Here is a 24,818-nt window from a genome sequence, read left to right as displayed (position 1 = left end):
CCTAGGTGAAGATTGGCTCGCTACCACGACGGGTACCGTCATAGCCGTTCGGGGTTCGAGTCCCTGGCGGCGCACCACAGGAGGCAGGCCCTGAGCTGGCGTTTCTCGCCGGTTCGGGGCCTGTTTTGTAATGTGCCGGCGGTGGCCGGGTGCTCGGGAGCGGTTGGCCAGGTGTGGGGTTGGCCTGGAAATAACTGGCGCGCCCGGTGATGTGAGCGGCTGGCGGACCGCTCTCCGACTCGGTGGCCGGGCAACCGGCGGGGAGAGCCCGGCAAGACGGGTTTGCACGTCGAGTGAGAGCCGTAGCCGGTCGCAGACAACCATGGTGTGGTCGTCGCTGCGGCCCGATGAGGAATCGGCGTAGCGAGGACTGGCCGTCCTGCCGCGGGCCGTGACAGCAACGCCTCAGTCCTCTTCGTGCTGCTCCTCAGCCGGGCTGAGCGCCGCGTCCAGATAACCGGCCGCCTGCTGCTGCATCACCGGCTTGGGCATTCATCCGTTCGTCCAGTGCAAATATGCGCCCAGGTGGGAGGGGCAAAGGTGCAAAGGGGATTAATCTCGCCATAGAAGCGGCGGTAAAGGTTACTTGTACGGTATTGCGAACCCGCAGCCCGTACCGCCAGCCGGTATAGAAGGGGTACGTGAGCTGGTGCGCGCGCTTGTAGTTGACGACTCACGGGCCATGCGCCTGATCCTGACCCGCATTCTCACCGGTCTTGGTTTCGAGGTGTATGAGGCCGGAGACGGACGCGAGGCTCTCGACTTGCTCACCGCCGACGGTAGCGGCACCTCCCTCGTGCTGATCGACTGGAACATGCCGGTCATGAACGGCCTAGACCTCGTTACGGCGGTGCGCGCCGACGAGAACCTACGCCACCTCACGCTGATCATGGTCAGTACCGAGAGTGAGCAAAAGCAGATCGTGCGCGCTCTCGCGGCGGGCGCCCACGAATATCTCATCAAGCCGTTCACACCGGATGCCATCGCGGACAAACTCACCTTGCTCGGTCTTTCCGCCGCTCACACCCCTGCCTAACCGCCCAGGACGCCGCTACCGGATCTTGAAGTTGGAGATCGGCAGGTGGCACAGGGCTCCTTCGGTGTGGCAACGAGGTACAGCAACCACACTCGCTCTGGCGAACCCCGCAGGCCGGCTGACCCGGTGGTTATGCCTCGTTGTCGATCGGCACCGTGCTCGGCTACGGTCGAGGGCGGTCCGAGCCTTTTGGGGGATTGCGGGCTGTTTCTCTCTGTCGGGATGCGGGCGGGGCGAAATTCGGACGATGCCGAGGGAGGCAGTCGACCATGGTCTCCCCGACTGCGGTGGAGCGATTGCGGCGTGGTGACCACGCGTGCTGGCTGTACGACAATGAACCGCAGGGGCTGACAGTCGTTGCCCGGTACGTGCAGGTGGGGCTGGATGGCGGGGAGAAGGTACTGCTGCTCACCGACAGCGTCCGGCCCGAAGCGCTGCTCGCCGGTCTGGACGCGCACGGCGTGGATGGCGACGGATGCGCCAGGTCCGGCCAACTGGAGATCGTCACGGCGGACGACGCGTACCTGGCCACCCGTGGATTCGACCCGGAAACGATGATCGCGAGCTGGACCGGCACGATCGGCGCTGCCCGGGACGGCGGGTGGGCGGGGCTGCGCGTGGCCGCCGACATGAGCTGGGCGCTGCGCCCGACCGTCGACGCCTCCCGGCTGGCGTGGTACGAGGCGCACGTCAATTCCGTGTTCAGCGACGACTACACGACCGTGGTGTGCCAGTACGACCGGCGCCGGTTCCCGGCCTCCGAGCTGCGCCGCGTCGCGGCGGCCCATCCGGCCACGATGCCGGTGGGCGCGGACGGGGACTGGGAGCCGCTGCTGCACCTGACCCGGATGACCGACCAGCCCGGGCTTCGCCTGTCCGGGGAGGCGGACGTGTCCAACCACGAGGCGATCGCCGCGACGCTGTACGACACGATCGTGGCCACCGCGCACACCGGGCGGGAGTTCGTCGTCGATGTCACCGAGTTGCGATTCGCCGACGCGGCCACCGCCGACCTGCTGGTGACCGCGGCCCGCGCGTGCCCGGCGGGCCTCGCGGTCGTCGGCTGCTCGCGGACGCTGGCCCAGATGATGGCCTGGGCGACTGAGATGGATCACTTTGGCGCCGAGGCGGGTACTTCCGGCCTACGGGTCGTGGTCCGCAGGCAGGCGTCATGACGGCCATGGCGGAGACCGGTGCCCGATCTGCCGGCGACCTCGAGCACCGGGCCCTGTTCTACCGGGACGAGGACGAGTTCAGCGCGGGCGTCGTCCCGTTCGTGCGGGAAGGACTGGCCGTCGGGGAACCGGCGCTGGTCGCCCTGGCGGGCAAGCGCGTCGATCTGGTCCGTGACCGGCTCGGTGCGCACATCGCCGGCGTCCGGTTCCTCGACGCCGGGGTGATCGCCCGTAACCCCGGGCGGATCATCCCGGAGGTGCTATGGCCGTTCGCCGCCGCGCATCCGGGTCGGCGGGTACGCGTCGTCGGTGAGTCGATCTGGCCCGGTCGCGCCGGGTTCGAGTACCAGGCCTGCGTGGCGTACGAATCGGCGATCAACGCCGTGTTCGCCGGTCACGACGCGACCATGCTGTGCCTGTACGACGCCGTGGGCCTGCCCGAGGTCGCGCTGTCCGACGCCGTTCGTACGCATCCGCTCCTGACGCGCGGCGCCGACGTGAGCCTCAACCCTGGCTACGTCCCGCCGGAGGTGATGGTCCTGCGCGGGCAGCCGCTGCCCGCGCCACCGGCCACGGCGGCGACCATGACCTACTCCGGTGTGGTGATGCTGCGCCAGGTGCGGCGGTTCGTTGCCGCGCACGCAGCAGCTGCGGCCTTGTGCTCCGAGCGGATCGACGAGCTGTGCGTCGCCGTGAACGAGCTCGCCGCCAACACCTGCCGGCACACCGACGGGCCCGGCCGCGTATCGGCCTGGGTCGAAGCCGACGTCTTGGTCTGCCAGATCGACGACGAGGGCTACATTTCCGACCCGACGGTCGGCCGTACCCCGCGCGGACACGACAGCACCGGTGGTAGGGGGCTGCTCATGGCACACCGGCTCTGTGACCTGGTGTGCGTCTACAGCAGCGACGACGGCACCCGCATCCGCGTCCACATCAACCGGTAACCGGCTCCAGATAGCGAGGCAACATCCGGTTGCCCGGCGAATTCCGGGTATGACCCGGAATTCGCCGGGGGAGATCGGCAAGTGCCGGCTCCGTCCTCCGGCTGTGCTTTCGGGGGAACGGTGTGCTCGGTCTCGAACTCGTCGTCGTTCTCGGGATCGCGGTGCTGCTGGGCAGCATGGCTGCACACCGCTACGGCATTCCCGCCCCGGTGTTCCTGCTGCTGATAGGCGTGCTGCTGGGCTTCATGCCAATGCTCGGTGCGATCCGCCTGCCGCCGGTGGTGGTGCTTCTGCTCTTCCTGCCGGCGCTGCTGTACTGGGAGAGCCTGAGCACGTCGCTACGCGAGATCCGCAGCAACCTGGTCCTCGTCGCGGTGGTCACCGTCGGCCTGGTCATCGCCACCGCCGCCGCCGTGGCGGCGGTCGCCCACGCCCTGGGCATGCCGTGGACGTCGGCCTGGGTGCTCGGCGGCGCGATAGCACCCACGGACGCCGCCGCCATGGCCGCGCTCGCCCGGAATCTGCCCCGGCGGCTGGTGCACATCCTGCGTGCAGAGAGTCTGATCAACGACGGCACCGCGTTGGTCATCTACAGCCTCGCAGTCGAGATCGCCGTCGGCCAGCAGCGACCGCAACCTGCTCACATCCTGGGGCTGTTCCTGCTCTCGTACGCGGGAGGCGCGGCAGCCGGCCTGGTCACCGCCTGGCTGTCGGTGCGGGTGCGCCGCCTGCTCGACGCACCACTGCTGGAGAACACCGTCAGCCTGATGACCCCGTTCACGGCCTTTCTGCTGGCCGAACTGATCCACGCCTCCGGGGTGCTCGCCGTCGTCGTCTGCGGACTCGCCCTGAGCCAGGTCGGTCCCCGGGTCGTTCGCGCCGACACCCGGACGCAGTCGTTCGCGTTCTGGAGCCTGTCGACCTTCGCGCTCAACGCCGCGCTGTTCGTTCTGGTGGGGCTGCAACTGCCGACCGTGGTGCGGGACCTGTTGAGCACCCGCCTGCGCAGCGCCGTCGCCGGGGTCGCCGTCGTGTCGGCGGTGATCCTCGGTGTTCGATTCGCGTGCCTGCTCGCCGCGGGACACCTCCAGCGCTGGCTGGACCGGCTCACCGGGCGGCCCACACGCGAGATCTACGCCAGCGACTGGGTGATCGGCTCCATGGCGGGCTTCCGTGGCGCGGTGTCCCTGGCCGCCGCCCTGGCCATACCCGAGCGGTTGCACTCCGGCGCGCCGTTCCCGTTCCGAGACACGATCATCTTTGTGACGGCCGGAGTCATCGTGGTCACCCTCCTGCTGCAGGGATCGGTATTGCCGCTGGTGGTACGCCGGACCCGAGCGGTGGCCGACACCACCCTCGAGGATGAGCGCCATCTGGCCGAGACCGTCGCCACCGAAGAAGCGCTCGCTGCGATGGACAAGATCGCGGCTGACCGCGGCATCGACCGGCGCGTCGTGGACCGGATGCGCACCGAGTACGAGAAACACCTGAGGGTGCTGCGTGCGCACGGTGACGAGAAAGACCCCAATCCGGGCCGCTGCGCCGAGGCCGACTTCCGGTCCCTGCGCCTGGGGCTGCTCAATCGCAAGCGGCAGACCGTCGTCCGACTGCGCGACGAGCAGCGCATCGACGACACTGCGCTGCGGCAGATCCAGGCGCAACTCGACGCCGAAGAGATCCGGCTTTCGCGCCGAGACCTCCCCGAATAACCGATGGAGCGGATCTACCTGGACATGCAGGATGGCGTTGCCTAGCCTGCTGGCCAGCAGAAGTTGATCACGTTGCCCGGCCCCTTCGGGCTATCCGACCTGAAGGAGCACGCGTGAACGAGGCGCACGACGCCGTCGACGTCATCCGGGCCAAGCGGGACCGGCGCGAGTTATCGGATTCCCAGATCGACTGGGTGATCGACGCGTACACGCGGGGGTCGGTCGCCGATGAGCAGATGTCGGCGTTGGCCATGGCGATCCTGCTCAACGGGATGAACCGGCGCGAGATCGCGCGGTGGACGCGGGCGATGATCGCCTCGGGCGAGCGGATGGACTTCTCGTCGCTGTCGTGGCCGACGGCGGACAAGCACTCCACCGGCGGGGTGGGAGACAAGATCACGTTGCCGTTGGCGCCGCTGGTCGCCGCGTGCGGAGTGGCCGTGCCGCAGCTGTCCGGTCGGGGCCTGGGCCACACCGGCGGAACGCTGGACAAGCTGGAGTCGATCCCGGGCTGGCGGGCCGGGCTTTCGAACGAGGAGATGCTCAAGCAGCTCGCGGACGTGGGTGCGGTGGTCTGTGCGGCGGGGGAGGGCCTGGCGCCGGCGGACAAGAAGTTATACGCGCTGCGCGACGTGACGGGGACGGTGGAGGCCATCCCGCTGATCGCCAGTTCGATCATGAGCAAGAAGATCGCCGAGGGTACGGGCGCCCTGGTGCTCGACGTGAAGGTCGGGTCCGGGGCGTTCATGAAGACCGTGGACGACGCCCGGGAACTGGCCCGCACGATGGTGGACCTGGGCACCGACGCCGGGGTGACGACCGTGGCGCTGCTGACGGACATGAGCACGCCGCTGGGGCGTACCGCGGGCAACGCGCTGGAGGTGCGGGAGTCGGTCGAGGTGCTGGCCGGCGGCGGCCCGGCGGACGTCGTCGAGCTGACCCTCGCGCTGGCGCGGGAGATGCTCGCCGCCGCGGGCCGGCCGGCGGTCGATCCGGCGGACAAGCTGCGCGACGGGTCCGCGATGGACGTGTGGCGCCGGATGATCGCCGCCCAGGGCGGCGACCCGGACGCGGCGCTGCCGGTGGCGCGGGAGAACCATGATGTGCTGGCGACGGCCGACGGGGTGCTCGTCTCGCTGGACGCCTTCGCCGTCGGCGTCGCGGCCTGGCGGCTGGGCGCCGGCCGGGCCCGCAAGGAGGACCCGGTGCAGGCCGGCGCGGGTGTGGAGATCCACGCCAAGCCGGGCGAGGAGGTACGCGCCGGGCAGCGCCTGCTCACGCTGCACACCGACAGCCCGGAGAAGTTCGAGCGCGCGATCTCCGCGCTCGACGGGGCGTTCTCCATCGCCCCGCACGCGTCGCGTCCGGACCTGCCGCCGCCGCTGATCATCGACCGGATCGCGCGATAGGCACTACCGCGCCTATCGCGCCGCCACCAGGACGCGGTACTCGTCCGGGAGTTGGGCGTTGGTGTCCTGGAACTCCTTCTCGCCGACCGCTTCGCGCAGCACCGCCAGTACGGCTTGGGCGTGTTTGAGCCCGTCCTTCGTCGTCGAGATTCCTTCGCGCGCAGTGACCTCCCGGACGAACTCCTCGAGCGTGAGCGGCAGCGCCTGCCCGTGGCTGCGCGTCATGCCCCGATCGAGGGCGGGATGCAGTTCGCGGGGCAGGCGGGGCCGCAGGTCGTTGATCTGACCCGCCGTGACGCGCATGGCCAGCGTCTCCAGTACCGCTTCGGTCGCCTTGCGGGCTGTTTCCAGATCGGTGGCGGCGCGCACGGCCACCTGGCGGACGAACTCGTCGTACGACATCGGCCGGCCGAACCGGGGGTCGCCCTCCGGTCCAGGCCGGGGCGGCGCGTGGAGTTCGGCGGCCTCGACCAGCGGTCCGAAGTCCTTGGTGAGCTGCGAGCACAGATCGTGGAACTCCTTGGGGCCTACGGTCGTCCACAGCGCGGCGAGCACGGCGACCCCCACCCCTTCCGCGATCCGCCGGTCCGTGTGCGTGTGTTCTTCAAGGCGGCGCAGAAACTCGTCGGCGTCGAAGGTGGCGACCGGGCCTTCGCGTTCAATGCACTGCCGCAGTTCCGGCGGCAGGTGCGGGGCGAGGTCCTCCAGCTCACCCGTTGAGATCCGCTGCGCCAGTGTGTGCAGCGTGAGGCAGGAGACGGGTCCCGCCTGCTCAAGCGGTATGCCGGCCAACCGCGCCACGGTCTCGATGAACCCCTGGTAGTCCATTGCCGGTCCTCCCTGTTCTCCGGCAGGGCGTTCTCCTCGTGCGGTGCCCTCGGTTCCAACGTAGGCTCCCCGCCGCGGCCGACCCCACCCGCGGAGGACTTCGCGTAGCGGCCCGGACCCTGGGTACATGATCCCGAGGTGCGCGGTGTTGACTGGCTGGGGGCGCCCGATGCCGATCCGGTGGCGTGGCTGATAGGAGACTCGAAAATGCGCGCGACTTTGATCTATGGCACTCGCGACATCCGGCTTGAGGAGGTGCCCGATCCCGCGATCCGGTTCCCGACCGACGCCGTGGTCCGGGTCGTGGCGTCCTGCGTCTGCGGGTCGGATCTGTGGCCGTACCGCGGGGTGCGGCCGGTCACCGAACCGAGCCCGATCGGGCACGAGTTCGTGGGCGTCGTCGAGGAGGTCGGGTCCGACGTCCGAACCGTCTCTCCCGGGGACTTCGTGATCGCGCCGTTCGTCGTCAGCGACAACACCTGCCGGCACTGCCGGAACGGCATCAACACCTCCTGCGAGCAGTTGGAGTGGTGGGGTTCGACGGACCGGCACGGGGTGCGGGTGGACGCCGGGCAGGGGGAGTACGTACGCGTACCGCTGGCCGACGGAACTCTGGTGGCCACGCCGGAGCAGCCGGACGCGGCGCTCGTACCGAGCCTGCTGACCCTGTCCGACGTGATGGGCACCGGCCACCACGCCGCCGTCTCGGCCGGCGTCACGACCGGGAGCACGGTCGTGGTCGTCGGGGACGGTGCCGTCGGCCTGTGCGCCGTGCTGGCCGCCCGTCGGCTCGGCGCCGAACGCATCATCGCCATGTCGCGCCACGCGGACCGGCAGGCCGTGGCGCGTGAGTTCGGCGCGACCGACATCGTCGCCGAGCGCGGCGGCGAGGGCGTCGCGGCGGTCAAGGACCTGCTCGGTGGCATCGGCGCGGACGCGGTGCTGGAGTGCGTCGGCACCAAGGAGTCGATGGCGCAGGCGCTGGACTCGACCCGGCCGGGCGGCTTCGTCGGCTACGTCGGTGTGCCAGCCGGCGGCCCGGAACTGCCGATCCAGAAGATGTTCGGCACGAACGTCAACGTCGCGGGAGGCGTGGCGCCGGTGCGCGCGTACCTGCCTGAACTGCTCGACGACGTGCTCAAGGGTGCGATCGACCCGGGCCGGGTCTTCGACGTCGAACTGCCGCTGGACCAGGTCGCGGAGGCGTACGCGGCGATGGACGAGCGCCGGGCGATCAAGACGCTGCTGCGCCCCTGATCGTTCCGGCGCTCCACGTCAGGACCAGGAACGAGAAGATCACGACGTCCGGCTACGCGTCCCTCGCCCTGATCACCGAACTGCCGATCGACGAGCTGAAGGTCGACCGCAGCTTCATCGTGCGCATGGACGAATCACCGGCCCACGTCGTCATCGTCACCGCTGTCGCCACGAACGCCCGTAGTCTCGACCGCACCGTCGTCGGCGAAGGTATCGAGGACGCGGCCACCGCCGAAAGGCTCCGCGACCTGGGTCTCCATCTGCTGCAGGGCTACCACTTCGGCCGGCCCGTGCCGCCCGAGCAGCTGGCCCTGCCGACGGCCGCGCCTACCGGAACTGTGCGCTGATCTGGTCGAAGACCCGGTCGGCGACGGCGAGGAGCGACCTGGCCTGTGGATCTTCGAGCCAGAGCTGGGTGGCGAGGCGGACACCGGTCAGGAAGGTCGCGGCCATCACACGGGTCCGCAGCGGATCCGCCGGCTGCTCGCTGGCCGACTCTGTCGGCTGGCCGCTGACCGACTCTGTCGGCTGGCCGCCCAGCCGTTCGGCGATGGCTCCGGTAAGTTCGCGCTCGAACCGGGCAAGCGTCGCCAGTTGGCGTTCCCGCAGCGACGGGTGCTGGCGCATGAGCTGGATCTCCGCCACCCACTGCGAATCCGGCTCGCTGAGCTGGGGGTGGAGGCCGTGGAAGGCCTGCCGTAGCGCCGTCCACGAGGACTCCTCGGCCGGCCGGGCCCGCAGGAGGTCGAGCAGCGTCCGCAGGCGCTGCTCGTACCCGTAGAGCACGGCGTCGTCCTTGCCCTCGAAGTAATTGGAGAACGTGCGGCGGGAGACGTCGACGGCGTCGGCGATGGCCTCGACGGTGACGTTGTCCAGACCTCGCTCGACCGCCAGCCGCACCGCGGCCTCATGGAGGGCCTGGCGGGTGGCGACCTTCTTGCGTTCACGGAGGCCCAGACTGCTGTTCACCAGGGTGATGCTATCTCAGTGAGAAGCGTTACCCAATGGGAAAAAATTCTCATTGGCATGTATGGTTCGTTGTGTGAGCCAAGCAGTTAGGCCGGCCACGAGACGAGAAGACGGCGAGATGGATCCCGAACCCCGGTTGGACGATCGGCTGCGCGCCCTCATCAGGGCCGTGCGGGTCGCCCGCCAGCAAATGACCATCCAGGACACGCAGGTGCAGCCGGGCATGATCGGCATCCTGGCGGCGATCGGGTCTGCGGGGGAGGACGGCGGCTGCCACCCCAAGGAGTTGGCAGCGACGTGCGCGCTCGACGCCTCCACGATCAGCCGGGCCGTCGCCGCGCTGGCGGCGCGCGGCCTCGTGCAACGCAGGCCGGACCCCGACGACGGGCGGGCCTGCATCCTCACCCTGACCGGCGCCGGCCGCGCCGCCCTGACCGGCGTCGAGCGCCGGCAGGACGAGTTCCTGCGCGAAGCCCTGCGCGGCTGGACCGCCACGGAGGTCGACGGGTTCGCCGCCGCGCTTAGCCGGTTCGTCGATGACCTGACGGCCGCCCTTGACCGGGCGGCCGCGCCACCCGCCGGCGTCGTTCCTCAGACACCCGCCGATCCTCCGAGACCCGCCGATCCTCCGAGACCCGCCGATCCATCCGAACCCGAGACACCCTTGCTGGAGGCAGCGCTGTGAGCGCAGCGACCACCCCACCACCCGCAGCCGCGACCGCACCACCCGCAGCCGCGACCGCACCACCCGCAGCCGCGACCGCACCACCCGCAGCCGCGACCGCACCACCCGCAGCCGCGACCGCACCACCCGCAGCCGGCGAGGCGATGAGCCACCGCGAAATCATGGAGGCCCTCAGTGGCCTGCTGCTCGTCCTGTTCGTCTCGATGATCAGCATCACCGTGGTGTCGACCGCGCTGCCGCAGATCATCGGCGCGCTCGGCGGCACCCAGAGCCAGTACACCTGGGTGGTCACCGCAGCTCTGCTGACCGCGACCGCCGCGACCCCGATCTGGGGCAAGTTGGCCGACCTGTTCAGCAAGAAGGCTCTTGTCCAGGTCGCCATCGTCATCTACATCCTGGGTTCGGTGCTGTGCGGGATCGTGCAGAACACCCCGCAGCTCATCGCCGCCCGCGCGTTCCAGGGCCTGGGCATGGGCGGTCTGCAGGCGCTGGTCCAGGTGGTGATCGCCGCGATGATCCCGCCGCGGGAGCGCGGCCGCTACAACGGCTACCTCGGCGCGGTCATGGCCGTCGCCACGGTGGGAGGCCCGCTGCTGGGCGGCGTCATCGTCGACACGTCCTGGCTGGGTTGGCGGTGGTGCTTCTACGTCGGCGTGCCGTTTGCCCTCATCGCGCTGGTCCTGCTGCAGAAGACCCTGCACCTCAAGACGGTCCGCCGCGAGGGCGCGCAGATCGACTACGTCGGCGCCGCGCTGATCGCGGCCGGTGTGAGTGTGCTGCTGATCTGGGTCACCTTCGTGCACCACAACTTCGCCTGGCTGTCCTGGCAGACCGCGGCGATGGTCGGCGGCGGCGTCGTGCTGCTCGCGCTCGCCGTGCTCGTGGAGGCAAAGGTCAAGGAGCCGATCGTGCCGCTGCGCATCGTGGTGCAGCGCACCCCGGCCCTGGCCATCCTGGCCAGCGTGGCGGTCGGCATGGCCATGTTCGGCGGCTCCGTCTTCCTGGGCCAGTACTTCCAGATCGGCCGGGGCTACGGCCCGACCAAGGCCGGCCTGCTGACCACCCCGATGATGGGCGGCGTGCTGGTCGCCTCCACGATCGCCGGCCTGTTGATCACCAAGAGTGGCAAGATCAAGCCGTACATCGTCGCCGGCACGATCATCCTGGTGGGCGGCTTCGTCGCGCTGTCCCGGATCGACCACCAGACCAAGCTGGTCTACGTCGGGGCCGGCATGGCACTGGTCGGCATCGGCGTCGGCATGACCATGCAGAACCTGGTCCTGGCCGTGCAGAACACCGTCGCCCTGCGCGACCTCGGCGCCGCCAGCGGCACCGTCACGTTCTTCCGGTCACTGGGCGGCACCATCGGTGTGTCGGTGCTCGGTGCCGTGCTGGCCGACCGGGTCGCCTCCGACATCCCGAAGCGGATGGCCGAGGCTGGCATCCACATCCCCGCGGGCGGGGCCGGCGCGAAGACCAGCACGCTGGACCTGCACGCCCTGCCGCAGCCGATCGTGACGATCATCCGGGCCGTCTACGGCGACGCCACCGCGCACATCTTCCTGATCTCCGCGATCATCGGTCTCGTCGGCATCCTCGCCGCCCTGGCGCTGCCGCGTATCAACCTGCGCTCCAGCGTGGACCTGGCACAGACGGCCGTAGCCGAGCCGGAGCCGGCGTCCGCGGAGCCGGCGCCGGCCGCCGTCGAACCGGAGCCGGTGGCCGAACCCGCCCGTACCAGTGGCACCGTCGTCACCGGACGGGTCGAAGGGCTGGACCGGCGCCCGGTCGCCGGGGCGCTGATGACGGTCACGGACTACCCCGGCCATCAGGTCGCGCGCGAGGTCAGCAAGGCCGACGGCAGCTACCGCCTCGAGCTGCCCAGCGGAGGCAATTACCTGCTGATCTGCGCGGCCGAGAACCACCAGCCGTTGGCGACGATGCTCACGGTGGGCCTCGGCGAGGTCAGCCGGGACATCGCCCTCGCCGGCGCGAGCGTGGTCGAGGGGCGGGTGCTCCAGCGTGGCGGCGAGCCGGTGCACGGCGCGACGGTGACGCTGACCGACGCGCGCGGTGAAGTGGTCGGCGCGGCGGTGACCGGCCCGGCCGGTACCTACGTGCTGGCCGACCTGTACCCGGGGGAGTACACCCTCACGGCGACGGCGGAGCACACGCTGCCGGTGGCGCAGGCGGTTAGCGTGGACGGCCCGGGGTCGCACCGGTACGACGTCGTGCTGCGCTCGAACGCGACGATCTCGGGTACCGTGCGGTCGGCCCGGTCCGGCCGTCCCGTGGCGGACGCCTCGGTGATGTTGGTGGACGGCTACGGCAACGTGGCCGGCACGATGGTGACGGGCGACGACGGCCGGTACGAGTTCCCCGGGCTGCTGCCGGGGACGTACACGCTCACCGCGAGCGGGTACGCACCGGTCGCGTCGCGGGTGGACCTCGCCGGTGACCGCACCGAGAAGGACATCGCACTGGGGGAGCCCGGGCCGGCGGTGCCGCTCGGCGTTTCCCCGGCGGACCAGGGTGAGGGCTGATCACGGTGACGCAGGTGGAACATGGCGCCCTGACCTCGGGGGTACGGGGAATGGTCGTGACGGTCGACGGGTGGCCACTGCCCGGCGCCGCGGTCACGATCATCGGGATCACCGGGCAGCAGTTGGGGCGGGCCGCGGCGGACGATACCGGTGCGTTCGCCATGCCCGTGTCCGCTCCGGGTACGGCCACGGTGGTCGTCGCCGCGCCGGGGGTGGACCCCCTGGCCCGTACCGTCTCGATCCACGCGCACGGTGTCACCGACCTCGGGTCGATCGTGCTCGGCAGCGCCCGGCGTACGGCGTTGCCGGCGCCCGGCCTGTGGGTGATCGACCCGGCGCACACGATCGTGAAGGCCAAGGCCCGCCATCTGGCGCTGTCGCACGTGGAGGGCCGGTTCAAGGAGTTCTCCGGGCAGATCCGCGTCGCCGAACCGATCGAACAGTCCAGCGTCGAGGTCAGCATCGTCGCGGCCAGCATCGACACCGGCAACGCCGATCGGGACACGCATCTGCGCTCGCCCGACTTCCTGGAGGTGGAGCGGTTCCCGGAGCTGACCTACCGCAGCGAGCGGGTGGTCCGGCACACCGACGAGCGCTGGCGGGTCGACGGGCTGCTCACCATCCGCGACATCACCCGGCCGGTCGCGCTCGACCTCACGTACCTGGGGACCGGGCCGGACCCGTGGGGCGGCACCCGCATCGCGCTGACCGCGACCACGCAGTTGGCCCGCAAGGACTACGAGATCAACTGGAACATGGGGCTGCCCGGCGGCTTCGTGCTCGTCGGCCCGACCCTCCGCATCGACCTGGAGGTGCAGGCCGTCCGCCAGGACTAAAGCCGCATGGCGGATCGTGGGCACGTGGCAGGGCAGCGACCCCGCCACGTGCCCACGATCGTTCACATCGTGTGTGCGCCCGCCTTGATGGCGTCGCGGATGCGGGTGTAGGTGCCGCATCGGCAGATGTTGCGCAGCTCGTCGATGTCCGCGTCGCTGATCTCGTGACCGGCCGCACGGGCCTGCTTCACCTTGGCGACGGCGGCCATGATCTGGCCGGGCTGGCAGTAGCCGCACTGGGCGACGTCGTAGTCCAGCCAGGCCTGCTGCATCGGGTGCAGGTCCTTGCCGACGGTCGCCGGCAGCCCCTCGATGGTGGTGATCTCATCGGTGGGCTTGATGTCGGACACCTGCACCGAGCACGGGTTGAACGCCTTGCCGTTGATGTGGCTGGTGCACGCCTTGCAGACGTCCAGCGCGCACCCGTACTTCGGGCCGGTGACGCCGAGCAGGTCGCGCAGGACCCACAGCAGCCGCACGTTGTCCTCGGCTTCGACGGTGACCTGTTCGCCGTTGAGCGTGAAAGTGTGAGTGGGCATCGGATTTCCTCAGAAGGTGTGGTCGAGACCGTCGGTGGGCGACTGCGGCGTGGACGGCTCCAGCGGCAACGGCTCGAAGCTGAGAGTGCCGTGGTTGATCGGGAACGAGGTCGGCATGGTTCCGGTGGCCCGGGCGTACGCGCAGGCGACGGCGGCGACGGCCGGCGCCACCGCCAGTTCTCCCGCGCCGCTGGGAGTGTCGCTGGTGTTCGGCATGATGATCACCCGCAGATCGAGCGGTGAGTTCCACTGCCGGGTGTAGAAGTAGTTGTCCCAGCTGCCTTCCAGCGGAATGCCGTCCTTGATGTGCAGGCTGGACGTCAGCACCAGCGCGATGGCGTCCTGCACGCCGCCGATCATCTGGGCTTCCAGGCCGCGCGGGTTGATGGCGAAGCCGGCGTCTACTACGACCAGCGCCTTGGTCACCCGCGGACCGGTCACGCCCTCACCCCGGATCGGCCGGTTCACCGTCTTCGGCCGGCAGTCGATCTCGGCCAGTACCGCCACCGCGCCCCGGTACTCCGAATGCAGCCCGATGCCCTGGGCAGTCCCGGCCGGCATCGTCTTGCCCCAGTTGCCGGCCTCGGCCGCCTTGTTCAGCACCGCGAGCAGCCGTTGATCCCGCAGGAATTCGCGGCGGAACCGCACCGGGTCCTTGCCCATCTTCGCGGCGAGCTGGTCCACGACGAGCTCCTGGGCGCACACCACGTTGGGGGAGTAGATGTTGCGCATGCTGCCGGTGTTGAACTTGAGCGGAACCTCGTTGAGCAGCTGGGTGGTGACCCCGAAGTTGTAGGGCGAGGACTGGGTCAGCTCGAAGATCGTCTGGGCGAAGCTGAGGTTGCCCCCGACGGGCAGGTGCGCGGCGGTCGCGGTGATCATTTCACCGAGGCCGTGGCCGAAGTCCGTCTGGACGCTGGCGTGCCGCTGCTCGTAGCTGATCACGTTGCCCAAGGCGTAGTTCACGCGGACCCGGGAGATGGACATCGGGTGGGTACGACCCTGGCGGAAGTTGTCGGTACGTGACCACGACAGCTTCACCGGCTTGCCCATCTTCTGCGAGATCTCGGCAGCCTCGGCCGCCACGTCGTGGAACAGGTGCCGGCCGAACGAGCCGCCGCCCTGGACGACGTGCACCTTCACCGCCTCCACCGGCAGCCCCAGCTGCGCGGCGATCTGCTCTTGGGCGACGATCGGCACCTTCAGGGTCGCCCAGATCTCGGCCCGGTCCGGTCGGACGTCGGCGATCGCGTTGTCCGGTTCGAGCGGGCTGTTGCTGGCGAACGCGAAGGTGAACTCGGCGTCGATCGTCTTGGAGAGCAGCGGCGGCACGGTCATCGGCACCTGGGCCGCGCGTAGCTTGGCCTTGACGGTGTCGTCGGACTCGCCGTCCACTGTCCCCGGGCCCCAGGTCACGTCCAGCGCCTGGATCGCGTCGATGCACTGGCCGAAGGTGGCGCCGCGGACCGCGACGCCGTGCGTGATCGCGACGACGTCGGTGATACCCGGCATGGCCCGGACGGCATTCGCGTTGTTGATCGACACCACGGTGCCGTTGATCGTCGGCGGCCGGGCCACCATGGTCGGCTTGGCGTTCGGGATCTGCAGGTCCATCCCGAACTTTTTGCGCCCGGTGACGATGTCGTAGGCGTCGATCCTGTTCTGCGGCTTACCGAGGACCGTGAACGCCGACGATGGCTTGAGCGTGGCGGAGACCGGTGTCGTCTGCTGGCTCGCCGCTGCCTTCGCCAGTGAGCCGTAGGTCGCGGTCCGGCCGCCGGGGCCGGTGATGACACCGTTGCGGGCGCTCAGCTCTGATGCCGGCACACCCCACTGCGTAGCGGCCGTGTCGACCAGTCGCTGCCGGGCGATCGCGGCCGCGGTGCGGACCGGCATGTACATGCTGCGCATCGAGTTGGACCCGCCGGTGAGCTGGTTCATCAGCAGCTCGGGACGCGCGTCCGCGAGGCTGATGGAGACCTTCTCCATCGGCAGGTCCATCTCCTCGGCGACCATCATCGCGATCGCCGTGGTCATGCCCTGGCCGACCTCGGCGCGGGGCACGGCGAAGGACGCGGTGCCGTCCGTGTTCACCTGGACCGAGATCAGCCCGGAGGTGGGCGCGGCGGCGAGGTTCTGCAGGTCGCCGAGGTCGAACAGCTCCTCCGGCTGGGGCAGCGTGGGAACCGACGCGTACGCGCGCTGCGGGTCGGACGCCTCGGCTACCCAGCTGACGGCCACCGCCAGAGTGGGCGCAGCGACCAGGTACCCGAGGAAGCGTCTGCGGCTCACCGGGGCTTTCGGAGTGGACGGGTCGGGCATGGTGCTCCTTGCCTTGCGCGCCTGGAATGTCGCGGTGCCCACGGGACCGACGCCGGCGCGACCGCCTGGTTACCGGCTGGTATCGCAGTGGTGCAGACAAGAATTGGTTCATTGAAATCGTTCGTCAAGACTTGGCCGAGGCGACCCGGTTTAAATCTATTTATGGTTTGCCTCGAGCGGGCAACCATGATCACTGTGTTGACCATCGGGCTGCTCGGTGGAATGAGCTGGGCGAGCAGCGCGCTGTACTACCAGCTCGCGAACGAACTGGTGCGCGAACGCCTGGGCGGGCCGCACTCGGCCCGGCGTTCACCATGGAGCAGGAGTTCTACCGGGGCGCTAGTGGGGTAGGGCCCGTAGTTCGTAACCCTCGGGCGCGGTGACCAGGCGCCAGCCCAGCGCGGCCAGCTTGCTGTCCAGCGAGTCCAGGTACGGATCGAGAATCGTCGACGCGCCGCCGAAGTCGTAGTGCCACACGTGCTCGAAGAGGGCGGCCTTGCCCAGCACCAGTCCCGGGTGGTCCAGGAACGCCTCCGCCAGCCGGTACTCGATCGTGTTCAGCGTGGCCCGGCGGCCGTTGCTCATCAGCAGTTGACCGGTCGGGTCGAGGGCGAGGGCCGCGCTCGGTGCGGGGCGGCGCAGCAGCGCCCGTACGCGCGCGATGAGGTCCGGCAGCGCGAACGGTTTGACCAGGTAGTCGTCGGCGCCGGCGGCCAGGCCGGCCACCCGGTACGGCGCGCTGTCCCGTGCGGTCATCATGAGGACCGGTACTCCGTGGCCTTCGGCGCGCAGGGCGCAACAGGTCTCGATCCCGTCCATGCGGGGCATCATCACGTCCAGGACGATGGCGTCCGGCGGGTCAACGCGTACCAGGTCCAGCGCGGCGGAGCCGTCCTCGGCGGTCGCGACGTCGAGGCCAGCGAGGCGCAGCGCTCGCGACACCATCTCCCGTACGCTGGGCTCGTCGTCGACCACCAGGACCCGCATCGCTATTTGCCCTTGGTGACCTTCGTGGCGGTGACGACGCCGTCGCTGCTGGCCGCGCCCTCGACGCTGACCTGGGCGCCGGGGGTCAGATCGGTCAGCGCGCCGCTGACCTGTACGGCGGTGGAGCCGTTGGTCCGTACGGTCACGACGTTGCCGTCGGCCGTCTGCACGTACACGGTGCCGCCGTCGACCAACTTCACGGTGCCGGTGGTGAGTTTCGAAGCGGCGCCCGACTGCTGGGTGGTGCCGCCCTGGCTGGTATCGCCCGGGCGCCCGCTGCCGACATTGCCGCTGCCGAAGTTGTTGCCGTTGAAGGTGCGCGTGGAACGGAGCTGAGTCGAGCCGGCGGCCGGCGTACCGAAGCGCTTCTGCACCTGCGCCCCGGCGAGGAACCCGCCGACGGCGAGGACCAGGCCGGCGAGCACCGCCGTGGTGCGCGTGGCGTACCGGCGCGGCGCCCGCGCGGCCAGCTCGGCGCTCAGGTCTTCGGCGAACGGGTTACTCAGCAGGTCGACCGGCTCAAGCTCCACCGTCTCGTGGTTCGTCACCTTGGGTCCTCACTCATAGCGGAGCGCCTCGATGGGGCGCAGGCCGGCCGCGCGGCTGGCGGGGTAGCTGCCGAAGAACAGTCCAATCGCGACGGACACGCCGAGGGCGAGCGCCACCGAGGCGGGCACGATGACCGGCTTGATACCGACGATGGTGAACTGGCTGCCGATCACGGCGGCGGCGACGCCGAGCAGCCCGCCGATGAGGCTCAGGACCGTCGCCTCGACCAGGAACTGGGTGAGGACGGTGCGCTTGGGTGCGCCCAGCGCCTTGCGGATGCCGATCTCGCGGGTGCGCTCGGTGACCGTCACCATCATGATGTTCGTGATGCCGATGCCGCCGACCAGCAGGCTGATCGCCGCGACCGCGCCGAGCAGGACGGTGAACGTCTTGGCGCTGTCCTGACGGGCCGACAGTAGCTGGGACTGGTTCAGGATTCGGTACGGCGGGCTCGCGGCGTTGGTCACGTGCAGCTTCTGGTTGAGGATCGCGGTCACCTCGGCCTGGGCGGCGTCCACCCGGTCCGGTCCGCCGGCCTGGATCAGCAACTGGTTGAGTGGGCCGTAGCCGGTGAGCGCCTCCTGGACGGCGGTGACCGGGGCGATCGCGATGTCGTTGGGGTCGTTGAACCCGGAGCCACCCTTGTCGGCGAGCACCCCGGTGACCGTGAAGAGAGTGCCGGCGACGGTGATCTGTTTGCCGACCGGATCGGCGCGGTCGAACAGCGCCTGGGCGGCTGTCGAGCCGAGGACCACGACGCGGCGGGACTCCTTGACGTCGTCGGCGGTGAACGCCGTCCCGTGGGCGACGGTGTCGTTCGCGGCGGGCAGGTAGGTCGGGGTCGTACCGATGAACTGCCCGAACGTGTGGTCGACCCCGTCGTAGGCGGCTGCGGGTGTACTGGTGACGACCGGCGAGACGCTCGTGACGTCGGGCGCGGCGTTCCGGTCGGCCAGCGCGTCGACCAGATCGGACGTCAGTGACGTGTTCTGGGTCGCGTTCGTGGACTGCCGGACGCCGCCGCTGCTCACGGTCAACGTGTTGGTCCCCAGCCGTTCGATGCTCTGCTGGATCGCCTTGGATGAGCCGTTGCCGACGGCCACCAGCAGGATCACCGCGGCGACACCGATCAGGATCCCGAGGACGGTGAGCCCGGAGCGCAGCTTGTTGGCCAGCACCCCGCGGATGGCGAACCGGATCGTCTCGAAGAGGCTCACGCGAGCACCGCCGCTGTCGTGCCTCCGCGCAGCACCTCGTCGTGGACGATCCGCCCGTCGACGAGCCGGATCAGCCGCTTGGCATGCCGGGCCACGTCGTCTTCGTGGGTGATGAGCACGATCGTCCGCCCGCTGTGGTTGAGCCGGTCCAGCACCGCGAGTACGTCCTCGGTGGACCGGGTGTCGAGGTTTCCGGTCGGCTCGTCGGCCAGTACCAGGGCCGGAGCGGTGACAAGCGCCCGCGCCACCGCGACCCGTTGCTGCTGCCCGCCGGACAGCTGGTTCGGTTCGTGGTCGGCACGGTCGGCCAGCCCGACCATGGCCAGCGCGGTGCGGGCCCGGCGGCGCCGCTCGGCGGCCTTCATTCCGGCGTACGCCAGCGGAAGCTCCACATTGGCCAGTGCGCTGGTGCGGGGAATCAGGTTGAACGCCTGGAACACGAAGCCGATGCGCCGGTTGCGGACCAGGGCGAGTTGGCGATCGTCGAGCCGGCTGACGTCCACCCCGTCGAGCAGGTACTGCCCGGAGGTGGGGGTGTCCAGGCAGCCGAGGATGTTCATGAGGGTCGACTTGCCGGAGCCCGACGAGCCCATGATCGCCACGTAGTCGCCGCGCTCCACGGTGACGCTGACCCCGCGCAGGGCGCGTACCTGCGCCTCGCCCTCACCGTAGACCTTCACGAGGTCACGGACGTCGAGTACCGGGTGGGTGGCGCTCATCCGCCGGCACCGCCCCTCGTACCGCCACCGCGATTGCCGCCGCCGCCGGAGAAGCCGCCACCGCCGCCGGGGAACCCGCCGCCACCGGGGAAGCCGCCGCCGGACCGGCCGTTGTTGCCGGTGCCCGTGCTGGTCTGAATGGTGATCGCGACCTGCTCGCCGGGGTCCAGTCCAGAGGCGATCTCCACGAACTGATCGCCCTGGACACCGACCTCGACCTGCCGGGTCTCGTGCTTGCCGTCGGCGGTCACCACGTCGACCGTGTGGCGCTGGCCGGTGCCGCGGACGGCGGCCGCGGGTACCCGTACCGCGTCGTCGACCTGGGCGACCGTCACCGTGACCGTCACGGTCTGGCCGATGCGCACCCCGTCGGGCAACGAGTCGAGGTCGACGGTCACCGGGTACGAGTTGACGTTGTTCTGGGGGGTCGCGGTGGGGGAGACGGTGGCGATTTTGCCGGTCACCCGGGCGCCGGACAGGGCCGCCCACGTCACGGTCGCCGCCTGGCCGACCTTCAGCTTGGTGGCGTCGGCCTCGGCGAAGGAGGCCGAGACCTGCATCTTCGACAGGTCGGCGATCCGAATGAAGCCGGTCGAGCCCGATCCGCTCGTCGTACCCCCGGACGTCGATCCGCCGCTGCTGGCGCCGCCGTTCGCGCCTCCGCCGTTCGAGCTGCCGCCGTTCGCGCCTCCGCCGTTCGAGCTGCCGCCGTTCGCGCCTCCGCCGTTCGCGCTCGCGCCGGAGGAGCCGCCCGACGAGCCGCCGACCGTACCGTTGATCGCGATCACCGTGCCGTCCATCGGGGCGGTGAGCGCCGTGCCGTCGACCGCCCGTTGGGCCGAGTTCACGCTGTTCTGGGCGTTGGTGACCTGTGCCTGGGCGGCGGCGGCCGTCGCCGCGTCCACCGTGGTCGCCGACTGGGCCCGGCTCAAACTCTGCTGGGCGGACGTCAGGTTGGCCCGGGCCGCGGCCAACTGCTCCTGCGCCGTCGTGGGGTTGACCCTCGCGAGTACCTGGCCGGCCTTGACCGCGTCACCCACCTTGACGTTGATCTCGGTGACCGTACCGGCGGTGGCGAAGTTCGCGGCCGCTGTCGACGCGCTCTGCACGCTGCCGCTGGCCGAAACGGACGAGATCACCTGTCCTTGCGTGACCGGGATCGCCCGGCTCGTCGTCGCCCCGCTCGACGACGACGCCGTGTTCGCGGTCGCCACGGTGCGGTAGGACAGGAACGCGCCGGAGGCCAGCAGCAGTGCCAGCACCGAGTTGACGACCAGGGCCGGCCGGCTGGGGTTCAGCCGCAGCAGGGCAGGCAGGAACGATGGACGTCGCCACAGGGACATGGCCGAGATCCTGCCTGCGCGCGCTCAGAGCAGGATTGACTTTCCCTCATAGTTTGCTGGGAGCGGCTGGCCTCCTCCTGCGAAACTTCGTCCCTTCCATGCCGAAGTGGCGGCGCGACGAGACGGGTCAGTTCGGCTGTACGGCGAAGGCGTCAGATCGCCGAGCAATACCCCACCCTCGGGCTGCGAGAGGGCGAGCCGCGCCCGCACGATGCGGGCCCCGGTCTGGGTCAGGCGACGCCGATGCGTTGGGCGAAGTCGCGGATGCCGGGCAGGGCGCCGCGGGTGTCGGCTGACATGAGCGCCTGGGTCAGGTTCTGTGCCCAGGGCCGATAGCGGAGCTCCTGGGGAGTGTCGCGCTCGGCAGCGAGCAGGGCTTGGAAGGCGCCGGTCGGCAGGCCGCGGCCGTGCAACGCCAGCGCGGTGTCTTCCCAATAGCGGGCGCGGCGCTCGGGGACGGTAATGCGGGTGGGATCAACCTGGCGGGCGTAGTCGACGGCGGCACCGTAGTCGCCGAGCACCCGGGCGATGCTGATCTTGTAGACGGCCAGGTCGAGCGCGTTGAGCGGGTCGGCATCGCCGGCGCCGACGCGATGGGCGGCGTCTTCGGCCTCGGCGAGTAAGGTCCAGGCGGTCTCGCGGTCGTCGCGGGCCGCCGCGGTGTAGGCGGCGACGGCGAGCAGTTGCCCGTACACGGCGGTCTGCCGGGGGTCTGTCAGTCCGGTGTCGGCGTCGAGCTGGTGGGCGGCTCGCAGCACGAGGCGCTGCGCGCCGTCGCGGTGGCGGCTGCGGCGCAACACGGTCGCGGCGAGGCGGGTGGCTTCGGCGGTGACCAGCGGGTCACCGCTGGCTCGGGCGTTCTGCACCGCGCGGTCGGAGGTGGACCAGGCCATGCCGTCGTCGTGCAATTTGATCAGCAGTTGGGTGGCCACGCAATACGCCTGGGCCAGACGTCCCGAGGCGGCTTCAACCTGATCGGATGGGGCCTGGTTGCGGCCGGCGGTGGCCTGGGCGAGCAGCCGGGGCAGCCGGCGGGCGAGCTGGCTGTAGCGGCAGGCGCGAAAGTCGGCCTTCGCGGCCGCGATCTGCGCGGCAAGCTGGCCATTGGGTAGCGGTTCGGCGGCGGCCCGGCCGAAGATCACATCCTCAATGGTGGAGACCGTGTTGGCGGCGGCGTCGGTGGGAAACAACCCGGCTCCGGCGGTCAGCCCGAGGGTTCCGGCGATCAGGTCGCGTCGACGCATCCGGTTACCTCCACCGTCGGACGGGGCTTCGACCACCCTAGCCGGGGTGGGCGTTCCAGGTGGAGAGGATGTGGCCAGCCCGAGCAAGTGCGGCGGAATCCCGTACACCTCCGCCAGCCGGCGCAACTCGGCAATGGTCCAGTCGCGACGGCGGCCGGTCTCGAACCGCGACATCGTCGCGGCGGAGTAGCCGGCGAGCCGACCAGCTTCTTCGAGGGTGAGCCCGGCGGCGGTGCGGGCGAGGCGCAGCAGCGCCCCGATGTCGCCGGACGCGGCGGACGCGGCTACGGCGGGTACCGCCGTCCAAGCGGGCTCGGCCTGCACCACCCACCCCCTCACAACGACGGGCATTTTGAGGATGACCGATGAGTTGCGGGCAGTGCAATCGGCTTGCAGATGGTGCGTCGTGGTCTGCTGACCGGCCTGCTACCCCGGCTGAACTGTAGGCCGGCAGCGTCCCGCATCCGGGCGGGTGCGCCGCCGGTGACACGAGGGAGCGGCCATGATGCACACAACCACCACCATGGACAGTGCGGTCACCGCGGTGGACCTGGTCCAGTCCGGTTTGCTGGAGCTTGGCGACGGCTGTCGGATCCACCCGACTGCCGTGTTCGTACCGGCCGACATGCTTGGCACCCTGCGGCCCATCGTGCTGGGCGCCCGGGTCGTGCTCGGGGCGTTCACCGTGGTCCACGGTGGCACCAGGGTCGGTGACGACACCCATATCGGTCACCGGGCGATCGTCGGCGAGCCGGAGTACGGGTACGCGATGCGCCAGGTCTACCAGGGCGCTGGTGACACCACCGCGATCGGCTCCGGTGTGGTTGTACGGGCCGGCGCAGTCGTCTACGCCGGCGCACGGATCGGCAATGACACCACGATCGGCCATAACACCCTGCTGCGCACCAACGTCACAGTCGGCTCCGGCAGCCAGCTCGCGGCCAACCTGACGGCGGAACGCGGTACCCGCATCGGTGACGGGGTGCGCTGCTCGCCGGGGTCGCACCTGACCGCGGACACCGTCATCGCTGATCGCGTGTTCATCGGGGCTGGCGTGCGCACCGTCAACGACAAGCAGCTGATCTGGCGCGATCCCGATCAGGAGCAAATCCTTGACCCACCGGTGTTCGAATACGGCTGCAAGATCGGATCCGGCGCGGTCCTGCTCGCCGGGGTCACCGTCGGCGTCCGGGCACTGGTCGGCGCCGGCTCGGTCGTCACCCGCGATGTCCCCGCCGACGCGGTCGTCTACGGGTCACCCGCCCGCCAGCACGGGCAGGTGACCCGGTGACCGCGGCGCTGACCTGGCTGGAGCCGCTGCGCTCCAGCCTCCCCGAACTGGACCTCCCGGCATGGAATGGGTTGCGCGACCTGTCGACGGCGCTCGCCGAGCTGGTCGGCGCCGCGCCCTCGGTCTCTGACCGGGCGGCCCGCACCCGGTGGCTACTGCAGTTGCGCCGGCACCTGGCCGAACACGACCACCACACGCCTGCAGACCCAGTGACGGCGGCGATGTGGCAGACCCTCGCCCAGTTCTGCGCCGGCACCCACGACCTGGACCTGCGTGACGTGACCGGGCCCGGACACGGGGCGATGATCCTCACCGACGCCGCCCCGGCTGCCGCCGAGACTTGGCGGGCGCGACTCGCGCGTGGCGACCTGGTGGGCATCGCCGCGACCGAACGGCACGGCGGATCCCGCATCCAGGAGATCACCACCCGAGCGCGTCTGCACCGCGACGGCCGGTGGCGCCTGTGCGGAGAGAAGTGCTGGGTGTCGAGGCTGGTCGAGGCGGCCGGGTTCGTGGTGTTCTTCCGCGACCCCGACGGCCGGATCGCCGCCGCGGTCGTTGACGCCGCTGACCGCGGGCTGGACCGGGAGGTGATCGAACCGTCCGGGCTGGACGGCTGGTCCTGGGGCGTGCTGAGGCTGCGGGACGTCGCCGTGGACCCGGCATCTGACCTGGTCGGGCCGGATGGCGGGGGCCTGGCCGTGTTCCGGCAGCACTTCACCCGGTTCCGGCCCCTGGTCACCGCCACCGCGCTCGGCGCCGCCGCTGGCGTGCACGCCCTCGTCGCCGACGCCCTCGCCGCCCGGCACAAGGCCGGCGTCCTGCCCCGGATTCGCGATAATGCGCTGATCACGCTTGGCCGCACGCACGCCGAGATCACCGCCGCGCTGCTCGCGGCGATCACCGCCAGCCGGCTCGCCGCGACCGGCCACCCGTACGCCGACCTGGCTGCCCGCATTGGCAAGGCCGCCGGCGTCGACACCGCTGCCCGGGCCGTGACCGACCTTGCGCCCCTGCTGGGCGCGTCCGGCTTCCGGCAGGCCAGCCCTGTAGCGAAGGCCCGTGCCGACCTGACAGGTCTGCTGTACGCAGACGGCATCCACGACAGCCTGTACCGTTCCGGCGGCATCAGCCTCCTCCGCCGGTCCGCTGCGGGCAGCGCGCAACCGGTCACCGGCCATCGGCGGGTAGCGCCGGCGATCACCTCATGACC

General features: G+C 70.2%; 23 protein-coding genes and 1 pseudogene. 14 read left to right on the top strand and 10 right to left on the bottom strand.

The window, feature by feature from the left end; genetic code table 11:
- Nucleotides 1–649 precede the first annotated feature (649 nt).
- From HC028_RS18425 to HC028_RS18405, 5 genes are all read left to right on the top strand, one after another.
- On the top strand, nt 650–1,036 hold the full coding sequence (locus HC028_RS18425) for a response regulator (protein WP_168078591.1): 387 nt from the start codon (nt 650–652) through the stop codon (nt 1,034–1,036).
- Nucleotides 1,037–1,305: 269 nt separating this feature from the next.
- Nucleotides 1,306–2,211: an MEDS domain-containing protein gene (locus HC028_RS18420; RefSeq protein WP_168078590.1), complete on the top strand. Its 906-nt coding sequence runs from the start codon at nt 1,306–1,308 to the stop codon at nt 2,209–2,211.
- Complete coding sequence (locus HC028_RS18415; RefSeq protein ID WP_168078589.1) at nt 2,208–3,158, top strand: sensor histidine kinase; 951 nt, start codon at nt 2,208–2,210, stop codon at nt 3,156–3,158. Before HC028_RS18420 ends, HC028_RS18415 begins: the two co-directional genes overlap by 4 nt.
- Nucleotides 3,159–3,280: 122 nt before the next feature.
- Nucleotides 3,281–4,867: a Na+/H+ antiporter gene (locus tag HC028_RS18410; RefSeq protein WP_168078588.1), complete on the top strand. Its 1,587-nt coding sequence runs from the start codon at nt 3,281–3,283 to the stop codon at nt 4,865–4,867.
- 113 nt (nt 4,868–4,980) lie between these two features.
- On the top strand, nt 4,981–6,276 hold the full coding sequence (locus HC028_RS18405) for a thymidine phosphorylase (RefSeq protein WP_168078587.1): 1,296 nt from the start codon (nt 4,981–4,983) through the stop codon (nt 6,274–6,276).
- Between the two features lie 12 nt (nt 6,277–6,288).
- Here the strand turns inward: HC028_RS18405 and HC028_RS18400 are convergent, their stop codons facing one another.
- A complete protein-coding gene (locus tag HC028_RS18400; RefSeq protein WP_168078586.1) occupies nt 6,289–7,104 on the bottom strand; it encodes a DUF2267 domain-containing protein in 816 nt (271 codons plus the stop codon).
- A 207-nt stretch (nt 7,105–7,311) separates the two neighbouring features.
- On the opposite strand from HC028_RS18400, the gene HC028_RS18395 reads away from it, so the two are divergent.
- Both HC028_RS18395 and HC028_RS18390 read left to right on the top strand, forming a co-directional pair.
- Nucleotides 7,312–8,361 (top strand): zinc-dependent alcohol dehydrogenase family protein, encoded by a 1,050-nt coding sequence (locus HC028_RS18395; protein ID WP_168078585.1) that lies wholly within the window; start codon nt 7,312–7,314, stop codon nt 8,359–8,361.
- Entirely contained in the window at nt 8,358–8,708 is a 351-nt protein-coding gene (locus HC028_RS18390; protein ID WP_168078651.1) for an EAL domain-containing protein, read from the top strand. The genes HC028_RS18395 and HC028_RS18390 overlap by 4 nt, the downstream gene beginning before the upstream one ends.
- On the opposite strand, the gene HC028_RS18385 is transcribed toward HC028_RS18390, so the two are convergent.
- Complete coding sequence (locus tag HC028_RS18385; RefSeq protein ID WP_168078584.1) at nt 8,689–9,330, bottom strand: TetR/AcrR family transcriptional regulator; 642 nt, start codon at nt 9,328–9,330, stop codon at nt 8,689–8,691. The two genes, HC028_RS18390 and HC028_RS18385, sit on opposite strands and share 20 nt — an antisense overlap.
- A gap of 118 nt (nt 9,331–9,448) precedes the next feature.
- Here HC028_RS18385 and HC028_RS18380 point away from each other — a divergent pair, with 118 nt between their 5' ends.
- From HC028_RS18380 to HC028_RS18370, 4 genes and pseudogenes are all read left to right on the top strand, one after another.
- Nucleotides 9,449–10,015 (top strand): MarR family winged helix-turn-helix transcriptional regulator, encoded by a 567-nt coding sequence (locus HC028_RS18380; RefSeq protein WP_168078583.1) that lies wholly within the window; start codon nt 9,449–9,451, stop codon nt 10,013–10,015.
- A gap of 143 nt (nt 10,016–10,158) precedes the next feature.
- Nucleotides 10,159–11,715: pseudogene (locus tag HC028_RS27710) on the top strand (MDR family MFS transporter); the annotation flags it as partial.
- Nucleotides 11,716–11,817: 102 nt separating this feature from the next.
- Nucleotides 11,818–12,558 carry an MSCRAMM family protein gene (locus HC028_RS27705; protein ID WP_476742328.1) on the top strand — a complete coding sequence of 247 codons (741 nt, stop codon included), beginning with the start codon at nt 11,818–11,820 and terminating at the stop codon, nt 12,556–12,558.
- A 14-nt stretch (nt 12,559–12,572) separates the two neighbouring features.
- Nucleotides 12,573–13,394, top strand: coding sequence for a YceI family protein (locus tag HC028_RS18370; protein ID WP_203981336.1), 822 nt, complete (start codon nt 12,573–12,575; stop codon nt 13,392–13,394).
- A 62-nt stretch (nt 13,395–13,456) separates the two neighbouring features.
- Here the strand turns inward: HC028_RS18370 and HC028_RS18365 are convergent, their stop codons facing one another.
- Together HC028_RS18365 and HC028_RS18360 are read right to left on the bottom strand one after the other, a co-directional pair.
- Nucleotides 13,457–13,933 carry a (2Fe-2S)-binding protein gene (locus tag HC028_RS18365; protein ID WP_168078582.1) on the bottom strand — a complete coding sequence of 159 codons (477 nt, stop codon included), beginning with the start codon at nt 13,931–13,933 and terminating at the stop codon, nt 13,457–13,459.
- Between the two features lie 9 nt (nt 13,934–13,942).
- Nucleotides 13,943–16,255 (bottom strand): molybdopterin cofactor-binding domain-containing protein, encoded by a 2,313-nt coding sequence (locus HC028_RS18360; RefSeq protein WP_168078581.1) that lies wholly within the window; start codon nt 16,253–16,255, stop codon nt 13,943–13,945.
- 186 nt (nt 16,256–16,441) lie between these two features.
- On the opposite strand from HC028_RS18360, the gene HC028_RS18355 reads away from it, so the two are divergent.
- Complete coding sequence (locus HC028_RS18355) at nt 16,442–16,606, top strand: hypothetical protein (RefSeq protein ID WP_275941328.1); 165 nt, start codon at nt 16,442–16,444, stop codon at nt 16,604–16,606.
- Here the strand turns inward: HC028_RS18355 and HC028_RS18350 are convergent.
- The 6 genes from HC028_RS18350 to HC028_RS18325 form a co-directional block, all read right to left on the bottom strand.
- Nucleotides 16,595–17,242 carry a response regulator transcription factor gene (locus HC028_RS18350; protein ID WP_203981337.1) on the bottom strand — a complete coding sequence of 216 codons (648 nt, stop codon included), beginning with the start codon at nt 17,240–17,242 and terminating at the stop codon, nt 16,595–16,597. The two genes, HC028_RS18355 and HC028_RS18350, sit on opposite strands and share 12 nt — an antisense overlap.
- A 2-nt stretch (nt 17,243–17,244) precedes the next feature.
- On the bottom strand, nt 17,245–17,790 hold the full coding sequence (locus tag HC028_RS18345; RefSeq protein WP_239075484.1) for a DUF5666 domain-containing protein: 546 nt from the start codon (nt 17,788–17,790) through the stop codon (nt 17,245–17,247).
- A gap of 9 nt (nt 17,791–17,799) precedes the next feature.
- Complete coding sequence (locus tag HC028_RS18340) at nt 17,800–19,008, bottom strand: ABC transporter permease (protein ID WP_168078580.1); 1,209 nt, start codon at nt 19,006–19,008, stop codon at nt 17,800–17,802.
- Complete coding sequence (locus tag HC028_RS18335) at nt 19,005–19,727, bottom strand: ABC transporter ATP-binding protein (protein WP_168078579.1); 723 nt, start codon at nt 19,725–19,727, stop codon at nt 19,005–19,007. Before HC028_RS18335 ends, HC028_RS18340 begins: the two co-directional genes overlap by 4 nt.
- Nucleotides 19,724–21,070 (bottom strand): efflux RND transporter periplasmic adaptor subunit, encoded by a 1,347-nt coding sequence (locus HC028_RS18330; RefSeq protein WP_168078578.1) that lies wholly within the window; start codon nt 21,068–21,070, stop codon nt 19,724–19,726. The genes HC028_RS18335 and HC028_RS18330 overlap by 4 nt, the downstream gene beginning before the upstream one ends.
- 230 nt (nt 21,071–21,300) lie before the next feature.
- The gene (locus HC028_RS18325; RefSeq protein ID WP_168078577.1) at nt 21,301–22,665 is read right to left on the bottom strand and encodes a helix-turn-helix domain-containing protein; all 1,365 of its coding nucleotides are present in this window, start codon (nt 22,663–22,665) and stop codon (nt 21,301–21,303) included.
- 151 nt (nt 22,666–22,816) lie between these two features.
- Here HC028_RS18325 and HC028_RS18320 point away from each other — a divergent pair, with 151 nt between their 5' ends.
- Both HC028_RS18320 and HC028_RS18315 read left to right on the top strand, forming a co-directional pair.
- Nucleotides 22,817–23,605: a DapH/DapD/GlmU-related protein gene (locus HC028_RS18320; RefSeq protein WP_275408253.1), complete on the top strand. Its 789-nt coding sequence runs from the start codon at nt 22,817–22,819 to the stop codon at nt 23,603–23,605.
- Nucleotides 23,602–24,816 carry an acyl-CoA dehydrogenase family protein gene (locus HC028_RS18315; RefSeq protein ID WP_239075485.1) on the top strand — a complete coding sequence of 405 codons (1,215 nt, stop codon included), beginning with the start codon at nt 23,602–23,604 and terminating at the stop codon, nt 24,814–24,816. The genes HC028_RS18320 and HC028_RS18315 overlap by 4 nt, the downstream gene beginning before the upstream one ends.
- Nucleotides 24,817–24,818 lie beyond the last annotated feature (2 nt).

The sequence above is a fragment of the Planosporangium flavigriseum genome (genome assembly GCF_011947225.1).
In the GTDB taxonomy this organism is placed as follows: domain Bacteria; phylum Actinomycetota; class Actinomycetes; order Mycobacteriales; family Micromonosporaceae; genus Planosporangium; species Planosporangium flavigriseum.
The sequence above is the reverse complement of the archived record's forward strand: the minus strand, read 5'-3'. Positions and strand labels throughout refer to the sequence as shown.